A 16,076-nucleotide genomic window follows, 5' to 3' on the forward strand; every position below is an offset into this window, starting at 1 on the left:
CTATATAAATCATCTTATTAGCATTGAATATTTCTCAAAACACACTAACACATTGAAATATAATGTTTTTTATTTTTATCGAAAAGTTTTTTTTAAAATGAGGGGGTAAATCAACCGACAACGACTGACAAGAATATGACCTGAGTTATGGTTATTCATTCAGGTCATATCTTTCTCTTTTGCCAGCACTCTTTAAAATCATCTTCTGTTCATTCGCTTTATTGCCTTGCATTCTCGTTTTTTACCAAAGGATGCCATTCATAATAGGTACTCGATTTACTTGTCTGATGGGTTATAAACTTTTTGCGAATGTGGTTTGTATGGCATAAAAGCTCTAAAGCTTGTTTGACCGCTTCCTTGTCCTTTAAATGCGTCCAGCAGCGTCTGTAGATATCACGAGCAGTAAAAACCTCAGGTAAGCATTCACAGCGCTCTATAATCAAATTTGCACGCTCTTTTATCAGTATATCCGCAGCAGCATAAAGCCTTTTTACATGACTTAACAGATAGTTTTCCCAACGCAAAGCTGTTGAGAGAGAAGGGAGAGTGATTTCAAAACGACCCCCTTCAACAAGTTCAAAAATCAGGGCAAGGCTTGGTATGGTCTTGTCCATTTTTGCTAAATGCGCTTGTAAGGGTTCAGAGAGATCATCCCTTCTGATCTCTTTCTGATGATTTTCCCACCATTCACTAAACATCTCTTGTGCATCGGGAGAAAAACGCATCACAATCGGGTGTTCAGGTGATCCCAAGGGTTTATCGCGAAAAGAACGAAAAACCTCTTCATAGTCTTTATAGGCATCTTTTAAGGGGTCTCTATCAATCCATGTACATTTTTTTATCTTATCGGGCCATACCATCATTTGAAACCGTTGCAATAAACCATCATCTGCTTTTCCAGAAAGCATTGCCTGAATGATAGGAATAATCCGAGAAGGTTGTATTCCCCCAATAATGGAAAGGGTTGCATTGGGAATATGAATCGTTCCACGCCCAATACGGTCATAGGTATAGAGTTGATCCCCATTAAAAGTTTGTAAATAAAACCCACGGTCTGTTTGATATTCCTTAAGTTCCAAGTTTGCTAAAAAACCAGAAAGTTCATCACGAACCATCAATAATCCCCGCGGGTTTTCATTGAGTAATTCCCCAAGCTTTTCAACCGTTACATCATTGACAATAAAGCGAGAGAGGCAATCATCTTTTTCATTGTCTTTAGAAAGGGTTTCCGACAAAAGAGCATTGGCAGCCTCAGAATCTCCTTTTTTAAGAGCTTTAGAAGCTTGTTTTCTCTTTTCTTTCTGATTGAGCTCCTCAAGGATTTCTTTAATTTTTGCACGTTTTTTTGTTTTTTCCATTCTTGATACCATTCTTTTTGCAGGTGAGCGATAGGTGTTAAAGCGGCTTGCATGGCAGGTGTTTTTCGTGCAGAAGGTTGACCAATAATCATCCCCCATAGATTAGGAACAATCTTCCAATTATTACTATGCTGTTTTGGAGCGATACGAACCCCATTGCCAATCACGGTTGCTAAAGCACAGATAGCAGAGACAGCCACAAAATCGACAGGGGATTGTTGATGGTTAGCAATATCATAAATATACCTTCCCAAGACCAATGGAACTTGTGTAGCATGAAAAGGCTCGACCGGTAAAAGAGCGGTGTTAATCGGTTTTAATTCACCCCAGCCCATTTGTTGCAAAGCCTGTTCATAAGGGATGGCTTGTAAACAGGGATGCTCCTTTAAAGAGACAGGGGTGTTATCGTTATCAGTGTCATTTAAAGAAGTATTGCCATTGTTATTGGTTAAATCAGTTTTATTTTTGTGGTCCATAAGATATTCCTTTCAAAGGGTAAAAAATCATTAAAATCAGCTCCTTCGGGAGCTTGCATCATCAAGACATTGAAGCCTTGGCGATAAGCACGGGCAGCAAGCATCCATTGTCTTGTTAAAAGGTTCTATGGATTGCAAAGGAGCCACCACCCTCAACAAGAGCAACCAACGCGGGGATGGTTTTGCCAGAGGGATGGGGGCTTTGCTATGAAAGCGTAAACTAGGGGGGCAAGTTACAAGTGATCCCACGCTTGCGTAAATAAAGCTCTGCTAAGGTCTCTTTAATTGGTTGACTTTGCTTCCAAATCTTTTGAGCTCTCTCTGCTTTCTGTTTTGCCTTGTTATCTTCACAACAAAACTGTTTTGAGAGAGAAAACCTATAATCATAAGTTTTATCAAAACATGTTTGTGTATTGATAAGACCAATGCTCTTAAGAGCTTGTAAGATCTCTCTAAAAGAGCAGCCGGCATAACAATAAAGCAAGAGACGCCCATCATTTCCATTAGCAAGAGCTAAACTAGGCACTTGATCATCATGGGCAGGGCAACGGGCTAGTCCATAAGCACCATGCCAGACACCCCGCAAGGCATTTGTAATGCCCCGAGCATTTATAAAATCATACATTTTTCTCATCCTTAGACGTTGCGTCACAGGACGGTTTTTGCTATTTTCAATTTACGATAATTTGAGAAAGCCTTGTCCGTCCTTACGTGACAAGGTTTTTTTATGCCACATCACTGAGATGTTGACGTTGCGTTTTGGCTTTTTCAATCACATTCAACAGATCCGATTTTAACCAACGCGATAAAGAACCAAACTTTAAGGGCTTTGGTAAAGCTCCATTGGTGACATGGCGACGGAATGTTGAAACGCTTATATGCAATAATTTTGCACTTTCACGGTCTGTAAGAAGAACATCATTTTCAGTCATAACTAAATCCTTTCAATCTAAAAAGAGTAACAAATCATAAGTATTTATTAACCATATTTTATTGAGATTTGAAAGTAAGTTTAATCATAAAAAACAGTACTTTAATATGTATTTTCTCATTTGATAATTTATGAGTCTTATTGAAACGGAATGAGAGAACGAAGAGAGAAAGTTATCCACAGATAATGGAGTAAAAATGGGGTACAAGACCCCATCTTTTAAGATTTGCTCGTGACATAAGCCGCCCATTTATCCATATAAACACGGCGCTGTTCTAAATAGTCAGTACGACGGTAGGCACGCTCTACTTTACCCCCGACCACATGACCTAGAATGGTTTCAGCGACTTCAAAAGGGGCATCGGTTGTTTCTGCTAGCCAATCGCGTAAACTAGACCGAAAACCATGCGGGCAGGCATCAAGTCCAGTTTGTTGCATATATCGTGACATACACCTCTCACCAAGGGGACCACGACCGGTTGCAGAAAAAAAGAAATCATTGCGAGATAGCAGACGTGCTTGTTTCAAAATTTCCAATGCTTCTGTTGATAAAGGCACGCGAAATTCTGTTGTAGCATCACGCCTTCCTTTCATATTCTCAGCAGGGATGGTCCATATATCATCTTCAACTTGATCTTTATGGATATGACACAAGGGGTAGGTACGAACGCCTGTAAGAATAAGTAGACGCAAAGCCAGTTGTGTTAGGGTTGGTGCTTCGCAGAGTGTTTTATAAAAAGCCGGTATATCTTTCCAATCCATTGCTGGTCTATTTTGCGTTTTATGGCGTTGTTTCCCTAAGAGGGCGCGTGCTTTTTCTGTTACTTGTAAATCAACATCCAAACCCAAGGCAGCAGCATGTTTGAGACAGAGATTAAGGCGGTTTAGTGCTTTTCCAGCTGTCCCAGCTTTTGTATGCCAGATGGGAGCGAGCACATTGCGTATATCATTTTGGGTAATCTCTGAAACGGGGAGACAGCCTAATTTAGGGAGAATATGAAGTTTTAAAGGTGAAAACCAATTCCCATCTTTACCATCTCCTTTTAATTCAGCTTTACGGCTTTCAAAAGCATCCAACGCAATATCTTTTAAATAATGGAGATTGCGCATTGCCTCACGCTTTTGTTTGTCACGTTCTTTAATGGGGTCACGACCTTCATGCAAAACAGAACGCCATTGAGTTGCTAATTCACGTGCTTTTTTTAAAGAGACATTTCTTAAAGCACCCAATCCCATTTCACGACGGCGCCCGTGGATAGTATAGCGTAAAAGCCATTGAGCACCACCATCTTTACGCTTATGAAGTAGCAAGCCGGCACCATCATTATATTTGCCAGCCCCCAATGTTGCGACAGCCCTTGCATTAAGACGATTCATTAAAGGCATTTTTGTTCCTTTCTAAACGGTTTTCTACCCACACGATAACCCCGCTTATGACGTGCAAATAGGTGACTTTAATTGATATAAAATGGAATGATTTGAGATGAGAGAATCTTACAATATTCGGGGGTCTCATTCAATATGCAAAACAGTAAATTATCATTATAAATCAATGCGTTGTCAGCAAAAACACTGAAAAATGGAAAGAAAAGCTTTTATACAAAGAGCCATCTGGCGGAGCGGGTTCAAAAGCTGCCGTTGATGCATTTTATGAACAAGAAGTTAAAAAAGCACAACAAAGCATGATAGGACAAGCCGCGACAGGACAAGCCGTTTACGAAGAAGCAAGTGAAACACAAAAATCCATTACAAAACTTCTGGATGAACTTGGAAGTACTGAAGATGCTGGTAAAATTCAAGGCATTCAAGCAAAATTAGAAGCGATACAAGCAAAACTCCAAACCCAAGTCTTGCAAATGCAAGCCACCGCCATGATTCAACAAGCAGAAGACAAAGCCAGAGAACAACGTGAAGCGGAAGAATTTAGAGCACGATATGCAGATTTTGCTAAACAACTGCGTGGTCAGTAAACGAAAAAAGAGGGGAAAAAATCATGAAAAAGACGCTCATCACCGCACTACTATTAGGCACAGGGCTTATTACTGCTGGTTGTGAAAAAACCTATAGCGTAGAAGAATTAAAAAAAGATAAAAAACTGATGGAAGAGGTATTAATGAAATGTCTGCTATCAGGGGATATCAGTACGAAAAATTGTAAAAACGCAGAACAGGCTGAATTGGAAACCCGTAAAAAATGGGGCAGCTTTGGCTCTACAAACAGTGATAAACAAGAAGCTGAAAAGAAACAGGATGATAATTAATCATGAAAAAGACGATCATCACCACATTGCTACTATGCACTGGGCTTATTACTGCTGGTTGTGAAAAGACCTACAGCGTAGCGGAATTAAAAAAAGATCCAAAATTGATGGAAGAGTGGATTGCTAAATGTGGCTTTGCAGGAACTTCAAAAAATTGTGAAAACTTAAGATTAGCACAACTTGAACTTGAAAAAGAATATGAAGCACAAGCTGAAGAAAGAAGTCGTCAAGCTGGAGAAGAACTTGATAAAGCAATAAAAGCATATGAAGCTGAACAAGACGCTGCATATGAAAAATGGAAAGCTGAAAAAAAGGCAAGAGAGCAAGCCGAAAAACAACAGGATGGTAACTAGCTTATAGAAAACATTTATGTCTAAAAGATGTCTTTGCCCTAGATGTATCATCATTTGCTACAAAAAGTGATAGTGTAGCTAAACTTTAAAATTACGTTCAAACTTTGTAAAATTGAAAGAAGGGGAATCTATCATGAAAAAGACGCTCATCACCGCACTACTATTAGGCACTGGGCTTATTACTGCTGGTTGTGAAAAGACCTACAGCGTAGCGGAATTAAAAAAAGATCCAAAATTGATGGAAGAGTGGATTGCTAAATGTGGCTTTGCAGGAACTTCAAAAAATTGTGAAAACTTAAGATTAGCACAACTTGAACTTGAAAAAGAATATGAAGCACAAGAAGCAGAAAGAATCCGTAAAGCTGAAGAGCACAATAAAAAAATATGGGAAAAAGCTAGAGCTGAAATGAGAGCCCGTCTTGAAAAAATGGATGCTGAGACTAAAAGATTACGAGCCGAACAAGAGGCAAAAGAACGCGCTGCAGAAGAGCGAGAAGCCAAAGAGCGCGCTAAACAACAACAGGACAATCATTAATCATGAAAAAGACGCTCATCACCGCACTACTATTAGGCACTGGCATTATCGCTGCTGGTTGTAAAAAAACCTATAGCGTAGAAGAATTTAAAAAAGATAAAAACTTACGCGATGAATGGTTACGTAAATGCGGATGGTCAGGAACTTCGCAAAACTGTAAAAACTTAACAGACGCAGCAATAGAACTTCAAAAAGAGAGTATACAAGAGCTTAAAAATGAATATCGTAAAAAATACCGTAACAATGACGATGAGCAAAAAGCAAAAGAACAATAACTAGATTATAGAAAACATTTATGGCAAAAAGATGTCTTTGCTCTAGATGTATCATCATTTGCTACAAAAAGTGATAGTGTAGCTAAACTTTAAAATTACGTTCAAACTTTGTAAAATTGAAAGAAGGGGAATTTATTCATGAAAAAGACGATCATCACCGCACTACTGTTAGGCACTGGCATTATCGCTGCTGGTTGTGAAAAGACCTACAGCGTAGAAGAATTTAAAAAAGATTCAAAATTATTTGATGAGTGGGATGCTAAATGTGGCTTTGCAGGAACTTCAAAAAATTGTGAAAACGTAAGATTAGCCGCTTTAGAACTTCGAAAAGAATATGAAGCACAAGAAGCAGAAAGAATCCGTAAAGTTCAAGAGGAAAATAAAAAAATAACGGAAAAATCTCAAGCTGAATTGGAAGCCCGTCTTAAAAAAATGGAGGCTGAGACTAAAAAAATACTAGCAGAACAAGAGGCAAAAGAACGCGCTGCAGAAGAACGAAGAGCAAAAGAGCGCGCTAAACAACAACAGGATTAACAAGTAAATTATAAAAATACACAATGAATAGCGGAGTATCTAAATGGCAACGATAGTAGAAGAAGCCAAAAGCGTATTTACTACGATAGACAATTTGTTGATGAAGCCTCTTACAAAAACAATGGATGGCGTTATTGCGCATCTTTCATCGTCTTTAGCTGCTCCGCTTAAAATATCTTGTACTCTATACATTATATTTATGGGATACAATATCATCTATGGGCGTTCCTCTATGCCCTTATGGGATTTTATAGTAACAACTTTCAAACTTGGCATCATTGTTGCACTCGCAACAAATGCCCCTACCTACAATACGTGGGTCAAGGATATATTTTTCCATGATCTGCCGAATGCCATTGCAAATGTCACACAAGGGGCAGCACAATCAGATAAAAATGTATGGAATAATCTGATAAACAAAGCTACTGCACATGTTTTTGATGCTGCAAACCAGCACAAAGGATTGACAGAAATGGGTAGATTTCTTGTCGCATGGATTGCTGGCTTTATCTGTTACGTGGTTGCTTGTTTCTTTTGCATAGTTGGTTTTTTCGTCTCACTATTTGCTAAATTTGGTTCATTTCTTGTCATATCACTGGGGCTCCTTTTTATAAGCCTCTATATGTTTTCATCAACAAGGCGTTTTACAGAAGCATGGTTAGGACAAATTGCAAACTTCATCATTTTGCAGCTATTGGTCGTTATACTTGGTGGTCTATATGTCAATATTGCAATGGACGTCTTTTCAAAAGGTATTGTAGATGTCATGTTTTCTTTATATCAATTCTTACTTATTAGCATTGGTGGTATTTTCCTTTTCCTCAGATTACCTGACATCGCATCGGGCTTAGCGGCTGGTGGCGCCTCCCTTACAGGTTCAGGACCTGTCGCTAAAAAAACTGCTCAATTAAGTGGTCGCGCTGCCAAAGCTATAATTAGTGGTATTAGAAAACTCATCACAAAAATATAAGGGGTCTAAGTTCAAAAATGTGGGAATTTAAAAAAATTGGGATACTTCTATCGCTTATCCTCTTAAATGGTTGCATGTCTTCACCAAACACCCTGAAGTCATTACCAAAATGCGATGGATATTCTAAGCGACCATTAAACAAATCAATGTGGAATTGGGAAGGAAAAAATCCCTCCCCCACTCCTGTTATCATCAGTAACAACACAAACATTAAACCACCCCCTCAAGAGGGTGTTTTAAAAGCCCTTCTGGCGCAAAAATTAACCGATCAAGAAAGAGAATCCTATAAAGATTGCGGGCAAAAAGCATGAAAGAAAAAGACCTAGAGCAATATATCGCTGAAGCGCGCCTGTTCGATCACGACCGGATGTTAGCCTCACGCCGCATCACCCGCGCCTCACTCACCATCGCTGCGATAGCCGTGATAGTCGCCATCATCTCTTCCCTAGCGGTCATAACACTCACGCCTCTCAAAACCGTTGAACCTTTCGTCATCCGTGTCGATAATTCAACAGGCATTGTCGAAGTTGCCAAAGCCCTAGAAGAAGGACCAACCAACGTCGACGAAGCAATCACGCGCTATTTTGCTGCCAAATACGTCCGCTCCCGCGAAGGCTTTACAACCGAAGAAATACAACACAATTTCCAAACCGTCTCCCTGCTCTCTTCCTCTGAAGAACAGGAACGTTTCGCCGCTTGGTACGGAGCACGAAACCCACAAAGCCCGCAAATTCTCTATCAACACGCCACCGCGACAATAACGATAAAATCAATCTCCTTCATCAACGAAGATGTCGCACAGGTGCGTTACTACAAAACCGTCCGTGACAATCAAAACAATAGAGAATCCATCACCCATTGGGTCTCAACCCTTACCTTCGAATACACCAACGCCCCCATCTCCGTACAAAACCGCCTCGTCAATCCTCTTGGCTTTATAGTTAGTGAATATAGAACAGATCCAGAAGTGGTCAACTAATCCATGAAAAAAAAATTCCTTTTTCTTTTTCTCACCACCATTGCCTTTTCTCCTGCTTATTTGGGCAATGCAAGTGTCTTCCCCACCCGCGCTCCAAACGACAGTCGCATTCGTTTTATCAACTATGATGCCTACAATGTCACAAAAATCATTGGCTCAATACGCTCATCCGTACAAATAGAATTTTCCCCCAGTGAAGAAATAGCCCACGTTGCCATTGGCAACAGCGTAGCATGGGAAGTTGCTCCAGCTGGAAACATTCTTTTCCTCAAAGCCCGTGAAGTCCAGCCCATTACCAATCTTCAAGTCGTCACCACCCGCCGTGATGGCTCAAAGCGCTCTTATCAATTCGAACTCATGGTCAAAGATGAAGAAATCACATCTGGCAATGAAACCTACTTCCTTGTCAAATTTCGCTACCCACAAGACGAAGCAGAACAAAGAAGAATACAAGCACTCTTAAGACAAGAAAAAAGACAAGCACAACGTATTGATAGTCTCTTCGATGCTTCTGAACAATATGGACCACGCAACTGGGCATATACCGCTCAAGGTTCCATCACGCTTGAACCCTCCTCCGTTTATGACAACGGCAAAACCACAACATTCACATTTCCAGACAACCAAGAAATTCCTGCCATCTATATTGTCAGCAGTGACGGCACAGAATCCCTTGTTCCCAAAACCACCAAAGGCAATATGGTCATTGTCCACGCTATTAGCTCCAGATTCACGCTAAGACATGGCAGAAATGTTCTATGCATTTTCAATGAAGCCTATCAACGACAAGGCACCAATCCAGGAACAGGAACAACTTCACCATCTGTTGAACGCAAAGTCGCATCAGATCTTTAAAACAGCGGGTATTAAGGGGAACACATTATGAGTAACAATGAAGCCTATCAACGACAAGGCACCAGTCTAGAAACAGGAACAACTTCACCATCTGTTAAACGCAAAGTCGCATCAGATCTTTAAAACAGCGGGTATTAAGGGGAACACATTATGAGTAAGAATGATGATACAATCATTGAAGATCGTGGTGCAATTGGCGATAGTAGAAACAATACCTCAAAAAGCCTAGGAACAAAAATCGTTGTTATCATAGTCTTTCTAGGATTTTGTACCTATGTGCTCTGGAATCTCTTCTCAACGCCCACATCAACAAAAGACACAGCAAAACCGCATAAAAAAGCCACACAAAACCTTCGCAATTCATTTGCCCCCTTAGAATTAGCCCCCACTAATCCCCAAGCCCAAATGGGGCCAATTGTTCTACCACCACCACAACCCCTCACACCAGAACCCAAAAAAGACGACCCCCTCCTTGATGCCGCAAGACGCGCACCCGTTTTAGCTTTTGCAAACGATTCCCAATCGAAATTAAAGGATTTCATAAAAAACAATTTTTCCAATACGCTCGACAAATTTAATCCTCTTGAAAAACTCAATGCACTTGAAAGTCTTAAAAACGCACAAAATTTTACGGCTCTTTTAAAACCCACCAAAACAGAAGAGACAAAAGCCAGTTTCATCGGCAATAGAAACTTTATCATCGCCATGGGGACCTCAATCCCCTGTATATTAGAAACAGCCTTAAACAGTGATCAACCAGGCTTTGCAAGTTGCATCATTAACCGTGACATCCTCTCTGATAATGGTCGCGTCGTTCTCCTTGATAAAGGAACACAAGTGGTTGGCGAATACCGAGGAGGAATACAACAAGGGCAATCCCGCCTCTTTGTCCTCTGGACAAGAGCAAAAACACCAAATGGTGTCATCATTCCCCTTGCCTCCCCAGCAACCGATAGTTTAGGCAGAGCCGGCTTTGATGGCAACATCAACACACACTGGTGGGAACGCTTTGGTTCCTCCTTATTGCTCACCGTTATTGACGGCGCAACGACAGCCTTAGCAAACAAAATAGCAGGAAACTCCAAAAAAGCTGGTGCAAACAATGCAGCAGGCGGAGGTTTCGGAGGCGGAGACATTGGAGGAGCCAGCAACATTGGCAAAGATACCGCAAGTGTTGCCCTTGAAAACCAAATCAACATCCCCCCTACCCTAGAAAAATTTCAAGGAGAACTCGTCAATATTTTTGTAGCAAGAGATTTAGATTTTTCATCAGTCTACAAACTTGCCATCACAACAAGAAAAAACAAAGTTTTCCCCCGCTCCATTCACAGAAATTTCTTTGTCCATTCTCAAATGTAACAAAAATAAATTCGGCAAAAACAAATTATGGCAACAGCAAAAAATTCAGAACGCGCTTCTATCGTTCTAACAAAATTAAAAATATTAGAGAAATATCTAAATGACGACAATTTATTTGAAATTGTCATCAATCGCCCTGGCGAAGTTATCGTTGAAAGCTCCAATGGTTGGCAAACCCATACCCTAAAAGAACTAACCTACAGCGAACTAGAAGGGATTGCAAAAGTTGTTGCTGCCTACACAACCCAGAAAATCAGTGTAGAAAACCCAGTTCTCTCCGCCACACTCCCCAATAATGAACGCATACAAATTGTCATGCCCCCTGCCGTCGCAACCAATACCATCAGCATGACAATTCGCAAACCCTCATCACGCACTTTTTCTCTTGAAAGTTTACACGAAAACAATCTATTTGCCGTCACAGGAAATGTGAGTTTTACACCCATCAAACAAATGTCAGAGCGTATAAACGAACTTTCTCATACAGATAAAGAACTAACAGACCTCTTTATTGCCAAAGATTTCTGTAATTTTTTAGAAAAAGCTGTTATCACCCAACAAAATATTTTGATATCTGGAAAAACCGGTTCGGGTAAAACAACACTCTCTAAAGCTTTAATTGCAAAAATTCCCGAATATGAACGCATTCTCACCATTGAGGATACTCCAGAGCTTGTCGTTCCGCATTCAAACAAAGTACAACTCTTTTATTCAAAAGACAATCAAGGGCTAGCAAAAGCAGGGGCAAAAGAACTCCTTGAATCGGGATTACGCATGCGCCCCGATAGAATCCTCTTACAAGAGCTCCGAGATGGTACAGCTTTTTACTATATCCGCAATGTCAATTCCGGTCACCCCGGTTCCATCACCACTGTTCACGCATCAACAGCACTTTCTGCCTTTGAACAAATGACCCTCCTTGTCAAAGAAAGTGATGGCGGTTCTAGTTTAGCACGTGATGATATCCGCGGCTTATTAATTTCTATGATTGACGTCATCATTCAATGCAAACGCCTTGAAGGAAAATTTCGCGTAACAGAAATCTATTACGACCCTTTCAAACGCCGAGACGCTTTCTAAAAACAAACCAAGTCACTGAAATAAATCCGCATACGCCCCTGTTCCAAAAATGACAGCTTTTTACTATATCCGCACTGTCAATTCCGGTCACCCCAGTTCCATCACACTGTTCACGCATCAACAGCACTTGCCGCCTTTGAACAAATGCCCCTCCTTGTCAAAGAAAGTGATGGCGGTTCTAGTTTAGCACGTGATGATATCCGCGGCTTATTAATTTCTATGATTGACGTCATCATCCAATGCAAACGCCTTGAAGGAAAATTTCGCGTAACAGAAATCTACTACGATCCTTTCAAACGCCGAGACGCTTTCTAAAAACAAACCAAGTCACTAAAATAAATCCGCATACGTCCCTGTTCCAAAAATGACAGCTTTTTACTATATCCGCACTGTCAATTCCGGTCACCCCGATTCCATCACCACTGTTCACGCATCAACAGCACTTGCCGCCTTTGAACAAATACCTCTCCTTGTCAAAGAAAGTGATGGCGGCTCTAGTTTAGCACGTGATGATATCCGCGGCTTATTAATTTCTATGATTGATGTCATCATTCAATGCAAACACCTTGAAGAAAAATTTCGCGTAATAGAAATCTACTACGATCCTTTCAAACGCCGAGACGCTTTCTAAAAACAAACCAAGTCATTGAAATAAATCCGCATACATCCCTGTTCCAAAAATGACAGCTTTTTACTATATCCGCACTGTCAATTCCGGTCACCCCGGTTCCATCACCACTGTTCACGCATCAACAGCACTTGCCGCCTTTGAACAAATACCTCTCCTTGTCAAAGAAAGTGATGGCGGCTCTAGTTTAGCACGTGATGATATCCGCGGCTTATTAATTTCTATGATTGACGTCATCATCCAATGCAAACGCCTTGAAGAAAAATTTCGCGTAACAGAAATCTACTACGATCCTTTCAAACGCCGAGACGCTTTCTAAAAACAAACCAAGTCACTAAAATAAATCCGCATACGTCCCTGTTCCAAAAATGACAGCTTTTTACTATATCCGCACTGTCAATTCCGGTCACCCCAGTTCCATCACCACTGTTCACGCATCAACAGCACTTGCCGCCTTTGAACAAATGCCTCTCCTTGTCAAAGAAAGTGATGGCGGTTCTAGTTTAGCACGTGATGATATCCGCGGCTTATTAATTTCTATGATTGACGTCATCATCCAATGCAAACGCCTTGAAGAAAAATTTCGCGTAACAGAAATCTACTACGATCCTTTCAAACGCCGAGACGCTTTCTAAAAACAAACCAAGTCACTGAAATAAATCCGCATACATCCCTGTTCGATCAAAATAGACACGATCATCATTAACAATGTAAATGAACAACCAATCTGGTTTTATATAAAGATCACGGCGTGGCTGCCAATTTCCTTATAATGCATAATCATTTAATACAGCCGGCAATGTTTGTTATCGGTTAAAAATTGCATAATCTCCGTTCATTTCTGCATATTCTTTCCACGCTTTTCTGCTTTTTTCTATCCTTGTTAAATTTACCAGAATAGCTTACCGAACGCATAATGAAATCCCCCATTGCTTAAACAAATCCTCCACATCTTTTGCATAAAAAACATCTTCGCCCCGATCAGTTTTTTCAAAAGTCTCAAGCGTTTCCGCATTAGAACATACATATCAAACGGCAATCCCCTTTCATTGATAACTTTAGTTAAAGCAATCCGTATAAAATCAAACACCGTAACCCCTAGAGTCGCTAATATTTCATGGGTTTCTTTTTTCAAATTCTTATCGATACGTACTCGAATGACCTCTTTTGAATCTACTGCGACACTCAATAATAAATCTCCTTTAGTTAACTTCTTATACAGAGCTCATTTGAACAACAACAAGTTTTGAATGTTTGAAATTTCTTTACCGCACAATACCTTTTAACCTTACCTGTACTATCGCACTGTTTTGCTCTTCCACATGTCTCTGTTGCAAAAACTCAACCGCCCTCTGAAACTCACGCACAAGCTTTTTATCATGAGGTTGCTTTGCTGGGATTGCTTTTGATAAGTCAAAGTCCCGTTTATCTAAAGCATCCTGTCCAAAGCGTTTATCTAAAGCATTTGGGAGATGCAAAAATTCTTTATTAAGAGGCTCTGGTATATTCAAATAAGTCTCACGACCAGCCGCAACATCCTTCATATAACGCACACTATCCTTTGAAAGAGATGGCACTTCAACCTTCAATTGTTCACGCTCACGGGTAAATTGATCTTTATTTTGTTCATAGGAATTTTTATAAAAGGATTGAAGTTCTCTAAGTGTAGAAATGACAAAGGGAACATTGCAAAGCGCCTCTTTACGTTCTTTCCCTACTGTTTTAAAGCGATCTATGAGGCGATCTGAACCACGCAAATCACCAGCTCTAGCAGGGTCTTTATCCAAAATATCAGGCAATTTATCCCCCTTATCCGCAAAAATCGTTTGTTCAATCTTAACAGCAGCAGCTTGAGGATCTTTGTAAACAGCTTTCAGACGATCATTTAATACTTTAAAAGTATCAATATAAGATTTTTCCTTTCTAACAGCATTTTGCACCTTCTATTCTAGATTAGAAGTATCGGTATAAGCAGCAAGATAGGGTGCTTGTTTTGGTGTTTTTGGAACGCTCTGGGATTGCTCAACTTTAGGTTCTTTTTTTTTGAAGATTGCCAACATTTGGCTTTACTTTATCCAAAAGCGTTTCAATCTTTTCTTTTTGTTTCTGCGATAATTCTTTATTCGTCTCAATGTAAGAGGAAATTTTCTCTCCTAGACCTTTCGAAACGTCAACATTTTTATTTTTTGTAAATTCAGTAAGGCTCTTACGAATAAGCCCAGACAGTAATTCAGAACTGCCATAAAGTGCCTCAATGGAGGCTTTTGTCATTTCCTCTCGTTTAACCCCCTCCCAATGAATATTATAACCAGCTTCACGAGCAAGTTGACCAATAAATTCACGCTGAGTACGTCCATTCCCCTCTCGAAACGGATGCAACGCATTTATTTCACCCATATAATATCCAGCTCTCTGGCTGAATTCATCCGCATCAAGCCCCCCTAGATATTGTTCTTTGGCAAGCTGCTGTGTAATCTTCGGTGCATAACTTTCAATCTTATGATGATAAGCAAACAGACTTCCCCCTTTGCTAATATCTATTGAACGGATTTCTCCTGCCCATTCATAGACGTCACCAAACAGCTTTTTATGAATCTCTTTCATGTGATTGAGATCAAACTTACCCTTAATAGGAGTGCTATCAAGTTCATAAGACCTTATATAAGCAAAAGAAGATTCCACACTCCTTAGAGTGGCTTGGTCTTTAATACCAAGCCGATTATACATCACACCAGTTTCAGGATCAGTATAAGGATCATTTTTATTCTCATACTTCACCACGTTTTACACGCTCCATAAGATCTTTGATTACATCACTTGTTTCAAGTTCTCCAATAATAACCCGTTCCATCTGTGCAACGACCTGTGGATCTGGCTCCAAACCCTCTAAACGTTGATTTGCTAATGCATTTTTAGCAGCAAAGCGACGTTGCTTAATTTCCTCTTCACTCAACATTTCAAAATCTCCTTATGTCAATAAAGCCTTTTTCAAAGCGCGATTTATAGCTTCTGGTTCGTTTTCAATGACGCAAAGCAAAAGTCGAGAAGGCTTATCGATAGAATATCGACCCTGTTCCCAATCACGAATACGACCTACAGAAAAACCAAACCGTGCCGCAAATTGTGTCTGTGACAAACCAATATTTTTTCTAATTTTCTTTATATCAACCTTTTCAGGAATATGGATTTCGAACTTTACAATATGATTTTTACCTTTCGTATAAGAAAGAACTTCTCTGGAATTTTGTGAGAGAAACACCCCTGCTTTATTCGCTTTGTCCATTATTTTTTCCTTCGCTTTCCCCTTTCAAAATGCGGCTCTTTTTCCCTTTGTTCCATTTCCTTGAAATAACAAAAAACCGGAATATCTTGACCTCTAAACGAGTAATAATCCCCTATCCACCGCTGTTTAAACAATCATTTGCATATACTCTTTTATACGGAACACCCGTAGCATTGTCAAGCAAAAACATGCTTTACATA

Annotated in this window: 22 protein-coding genes and 6 pseudogenes; 16 read left to right on the top strand and 12 right to left on the bottom strand. The window is 40.1% G+C overall.

The window, feature by feature from the left end; genetic code table 11:
- Window positions 1-218: 218 nt before the first annotated feature.
- The 6 genes and pseudogenes from LNM86_RS09795 to LNM86_RS09815 form a co-directional block, all read right to left on the bottom strand.
- Window positions 219-1,235 carry a DUF3987 domain-containing protein gene (locus LNM86_RS09795; RefSeq protein WP_372712433.1) on the bottom strand — a complete coding sequence of 339 codons (1,017 nt, stop codon included), beginning with the start codon at window positions 1,233-1,235 and terminating at the stop codon, window positions 219-221.
- Entirely contained in the window at window positions 1,166-1,834 is a 669-nt protein-coding gene (locus LNM86_RS09800) for a DUF3987 domain-containing protein (RefSeq protein ID WP_372712434.1), read from the bottom strand. Before LNM86_RS09800 ends, LNM86_RS09795 begins: the two co-directional genes overlap by 70 nt.
- On the bottom strand, window positions 1,807-1,938 hold the full coding sequence (locus LNM86_RS13000; protein WP_372712435.1) for a hypothetical protein: 132 nt from the start codon (window positions 1,936-1,938) through the stop codon (window positions 1,807-1,809). The genes LNM86_RS09800 and LNM86_RS13000 overlap by 28 nt, the downstream gene beginning before the upstream one ends.
- 14 nt (window positions 1,939-1,952) lie before the next feature.
- Window positions 1,953-2,468, bottom strand: a pseudogene (locus LNM86_RS09805) (DUF7146 domain-containing protein); the annotation flags it as partial.
- 91 nt (window positions 2,469-2,559) lie between these two features.
- Window positions 2,560-2,766, bottom strand: a complete 207-nt coding sequence (locus LNM86_RS09810) for a helix-turn-helix transcriptional regulator (protein ID WP_241437301.1) — start codon at window positions 2,764-2,766, stop codon at window positions 2,560-2,562.
- A gap of 218 nt (window positions 2,767-2,984) precedes the next feature.
- Window positions 2,985-4,151: a tyrosine-type recombinase/integrase gene (locus LNM86_RS09815; protein ID WP_241437525.1), complete on the bottom strand. Its 1,167-nt coding sequence runs from the start codon at window positions 4,149-4,151 to the stop codon at window positions 2,985-2,987.
- Window positions 4,152-4,327: 176 nt separating this feature from the next.
- On the opposite strand from LNM86_RS09815, the pseudogene LNM86_RS09820 reads away from it, so the two are divergent.
- The 16 genes and pseudogenes from LNM86_RS09820 to LNM86_RS09895 all read left to right on the top strand — a co-directional run.
- Window positions 4,328-4,735 (top strand): annotated as a pseudogene (locus LNM86_RS09820) (type IV secretion system protein); the annotation flags it as partial.
- 23 nt (window positions 4,736-4,758) lie between these two features.
- A complete protein-coding gene (locus LNM86_RS09825) occupies window positions 4,759-5,025 on the top strand; it encodes an EexN family lipoprotein (RefSeq protein ID WP_241437526.1) in 267 nt (88 codons plus the stop codon).
- A 2-nt stretch (window positions 5,026-5,027) separates the two neighbouring features.
- Window positions 5,028-5,378 (top strand): EexN family lipoprotein, encoded by a 351-nt coding sequence (locus LNM86_RS09830; protein WP_241437527.1) that lies wholly within the window; start codon window positions 5,028-5,030, stop codon window positions 5,376-5,378.
- 133 nt (window positions 5,379-5,511) lie between these two features.
- On the top strand, window positions 5,512-5,913 hold the full coding sequence (locus LNM86_RS09835; RefSeq protein ID WP_241437528.1) for an EexN family lipoprotein: 402 nt from the start codon (window positions 5,512-5,514) through the stop codon (window positions 5,911-5,913).
- A gap of 2 nt (window positions 5,914-5,915) precedes the next feature.
- Window positions 5,916-6,188 carry an EexN family lipoprotein gene (locus LNM86_RS09840; protein ID WP_241437529.1) on the top strand — a complete coding sequence of 91 codons (273 nt, stop codon included), beginning with the start codon at window positions 5,916-5,918 and terminating at the stop codon, window positions 6,186-6,188.
- A 138-nt stretch (window positions 6,189-6,326) separates the two neighbouring features.
- Window positions 6,327-6,722 (top strand): EexN family lipoprotein, encoded by a 396-nt coding sequence (locus tag LNM86_RS09845; RefSeq protein ID WP_241437530.1) that lies wholly within the window; start codon window positions 6,327-6,329, stop codon window positions 6,720-6,722.
- Window positions 6,723-6,765: 43 nt separating this feature from the next.
- Entirely contained in the window at window positions 6,766-7,692 is a 927-nt protein-coding gene (locus LNM86_RS09850) for a TrbL/VirB6 family protein (RefSeq protein ID WP_241437531.1), read from the top strand.
- Between the two features lie 17 nt (window positions 7,693-7,709).
- Window positions 7,710-8,003: a type IV secretion protein VblB7 gene (locus LNM86_RS09855; RefSeq protein ID WP_241437532.1), complete on the top strand. Its 294-nt coding sequence runs from the start codon at window positions 7,710-7,712 to the stop codon at window positions 8,001-8,003.
- Window positions 8,000-8,671 carry a VirB8 family type IV secretion system protein gene (locus LNM86_RS09860; protein ID WP_241437533.1) on the top strand — a complete coding sequence of 224 codons (672 nt, stop codon included), beginning with the start codon at window positions 8,000-8,002 and terminating at the stop codon, window positions 8,669-8,671. Before LNM86_RS09855 ends, LNM86_RS09860 begins: the two co-directional genes overlap by 4 nt.
- A gap of 3 nt (window positions 8,672-8,674) precedes the next feature.
- Complete coding sequence (gene virB9 / locus LNM86_RS09865; protein ID WP_241437534.1) at window positions 8,675-9,526, top strand: P-type conjugative transfer protein VirB9; 852 nt, start codon at window positions 8,675-8,677, stop codon at window positions 9,524-9,526.
- Between the two features lie 150 nt (window positions 9,527-9,676).
- The gene (gene virB10, locus LNM86_RS09870) at window positions 9,677-10,885 is read left to right on the top strand and encodes a type IV secretion system protein VirB10 (RefSeq protein WP_241437535.1); all 1,209 of its coding nucleotides are present in this window, start codon (window positions 9,677-9,679) and stop codon (window positions 10,883-10,885) included.
- Window positions 10,886-10,912: 27 nt separating this feature from the next.
- Window positions 10,913-11,965, top strand: a complete 1,053-nt coding sequence (virB11, locus tag LNM86_RS09875; RefSeq protein WP_241437536.1) for a P-type DNA transfer ATPase VirB11 — start codon at window positions 10,913-10,915, stop codon at window positions 11,963-11,965.
- Window positions 11,966-12,017: 52 nt separating this feature from the next.
- Window positions 12,018-12,280, top strand: a pseudogene (locus LNM86_RS09880) (P-type DNA transfer ATPase VirB11); the annotation flags it as partial.
- Window positions 12,281-12,332: 52 nt separating this feature from the next.
- Window positions 12,333-12,596 (top strand): annotated as a pseudogene (locus tag LNM86_RS09885) (P-type DNA transfer ATPase VirB11); the annotation flags it as partial.
- Between the two features lie 52 nt (window positions 12,597-12,648).
- Window positions 12,649-12,912: pseudogene (locus tag LNM86_RS09890) on the top strand (P-type DNA transfer ATPase VirB11); the annotation flags it as partial.
- A gap of 52 nt (window positions 12,913-12,964) precedes the next feature.
- A pseudogene (locus LNM86_RS09895) lies at window positions 12,965-13,228 on the top strand (P-type DNA transfer ATPase VirB11); the annotation flags it as partial.
- A 12-nt stretch (window positions 13,229-13,240) separates the two neighbouring features.
- Here the strand turns inward: LNM86_RS09895 and LNM86_RS13005 are convergent.
- The 6 genes from LNM86_RS13005 to LNM86_RS09925 all read right to left on the bottom strand — a co-directional run bounded on the left by LNM86_RS13005 (window position 13,241) and on the right by LNM86_RS09925 (window position 15,876).
- Window positions 13,241-13,315, bottom strand: a complete 75-nt coding sequence (locus tag LNM86_RS13005) for a type II toxin-antitoxin system RelE/ParE family toxin (RefSeq protein WP_241438983.1) — start codon at window positions 13,313-13,315, stop codon at window positions 13,241-13,243.
- Window positions 13,316-13,482: 167 nt separating this feature from the next.
- Entirely contained in the window at window positions 13,483-13,782 is a 300-nt protein-coding gene (locus tag LNM86_RS09905) for a type II toxin-antitoxin system RelB/DinJ family antitoxin (protein ID WP_241437537.1), read from the bottom strand.
- A gap of 76 nt (window positions 13,783-13,858) precedes the next feature.
- Window positions 13,859-14,533, bottom strand: coding sequence for a BID domain-containing protein (locus tag LNM86_RS09910; RefSeq protein WP_241437538.1), 675 nt, complete (start codon window positions 14,531-14,533; stop codon window positions 13,859-13,861).
- A gap of 88 nt (window positions 14,534-14,621) precedes the next feature.
- Window positions 14,622-15,374, bottom strand: a complete 753-nt coding sequence (locus LNM86_RS09915; RefSeq protein WP_241437539.1) for a Fic/DOC family protein — start codon at window positions 15,372-15,374, stop codon at window positions 14,622-14,624.
- Window positions 15,361-15,549, bottom strand: a complete 189-nt coding sequence (locus LNM86_RS09920; protein WP_241437540.1) for an antitoxin VbhA family protein — start codon at window positions 15,547-15,549, stop codon at window positions 15,361-15,363. Before LNM86_RS09920 ends, LNM86_RS09915 begins: the two co-directional genes overlap by 14 nt.
- A 12-nt stretch (window positions 15,550-15,561) precedes the next feature.
- Window positions 15,562-15,876 (bottom strand): helix-turn-helix domain-containing protein, encoded by a 315-nt coding sequence (locus LNM86_RS09925; protein ID WP_241437541.1) that lies wholly within the window; start codon window positions 15,874-15,876, stop codon window positions 15,562-15,564.
- Window positions 15,877-16,076: the final 200 nt, after the last annotated feature.

Source organism: Bartonella machadoae (assembly GCF_022559585.1).
Lineage (GTDB): Bacteria > Pseudomonadota > Alphaproteobacteria > Rhizobiales > Rhizobiaceae > Bartonella > Bartonella machadoae.

What these genes read in the sequence shown, in the direction of transcription:
- LNM86_RS09860 (WP_241437533.1), top strand. Translation starts at nt 8,000, where the DNA reads ATGAAAGAAAAAGACCTAGAGCAATATATCGCTGAAGCGCGCCTGTTC.
- LNM86_RS09810 (WP_241437301.1), bottom strand. Translation starts at nt 2,766, where the DNA reads ATGACTGAAAATGATGTTCTTCTTACAGACCGTGAAAGTGCAAAATTA.
- LNM86_RS09840 (WP_241437529.1), top strand. Translation starts at nt 5,916, where the DNA reads ATGAAAAAGACGCTCATCACCGCACTACTATTAGGCACTGGCATTATC.
- LNM86_RS09835 (WP_241437528.1), top strand. Translation starts at nt 5,512, where the DNA reads ATGAAAAAGACGCTCATCACCGCACTACTATTAGGCACTGGGCTTATT.
- LNM86_RS13000 (WP_372712435.1), bottom strand. Translation starts at nt 1,938, where the DNA reads ATGCTTGCTGCCCGTGCTTATCGCCAAGGCTTCAATGTCTTGATGATG.
- LNM86_RS09920 (WP_241437540.1), bottom strand. Translation starts at nt 15,549, where the DNA reads ATGTTGAGTGAAGAGGAAATTAAGCAACGTCGCTTTGCTGCTAAAAAT.
- LNM86_RS09830 (WP_241437527.1), top strand. Translation starts at nt 5,028, where the DNA reads ATGAAAAAGACGATCATCACCACATTGCTACTATGCACTGGGCTTATT.
- LNM86_RS09925 (WP_241437541.1), bottom strand. Translation starts at nt 15,876, where the DNA reads ATGGACAAAGCGAATAAAGCAGGGGTGTTTCTCTCACAAAATTCCAGA.
- virB10 (WP_241437535.1), top strand. Translation starts at nt 9,677, where the DNA reads ATGAGTAAGAATGATGATACAATCATTGAAGATCGTGGTGCAATTGGC.
- LNM86_RS09815 (WP_241437525.1), bottom strand. Translation starts at nt 4,151, where the DNA reads ATGCCTTTAATGAATCGTCTTAATGCAAGGGCTGTCGCAACATTGGGG.
- virB9 (WP_241437534.1), top strand. Translation starts at nt 8,675, where the DNA reads ATGAAAAAAAAATTCCTTTTTCTTTTTCTCACCACCATTGCCTTTTCT.
- LNM86_RS09800 (WP_372712434.1), bottom strand. Translation starts at nt 1,834, where the DNA reads ATGGACCACAAAAATAAAACTGATTTAACCAATAACAATGGCAATACT.
- virB11 (WP_241437536.1), top strand. Translation starts at nt 10,913, where the DNA reads ATGGCAACAGCAAAAAATTCAGAACGCGCTTCTATCGTTCTAACAAAA.
- LNM86_RS09825 (WP_241437526.1), top strand. Translation starts at nt 4,759, where the DNA reads ATGAAAAAGACGCTCATCACCGCACTACTATTAGGCACAGGGCTTATT.
- LNM86_RS09845 (WP_241437530.1), top strand. Translation starts at nt 6,327, where the DNA reads ATGAAAAAGACGATCATCACCGCACTACTGTTAGGCACTGGCATTATC.
- LNM86_RS09850 (WP_241437531.1), top strand. Translation starts at nt 6,766, where the DNA reads ATGGCAACGATAGTAGAAGAAGCCAAAAGCGTATTTACTACGATAGAC.
- LNM86_RS09855 (WP_241437532.1), top strand. Translation starts at nt 7,710, where the DNA reads ATGTGGGAATTTAAAAAAATTGGGATACTTCTATCGCTTATCCTCTTA.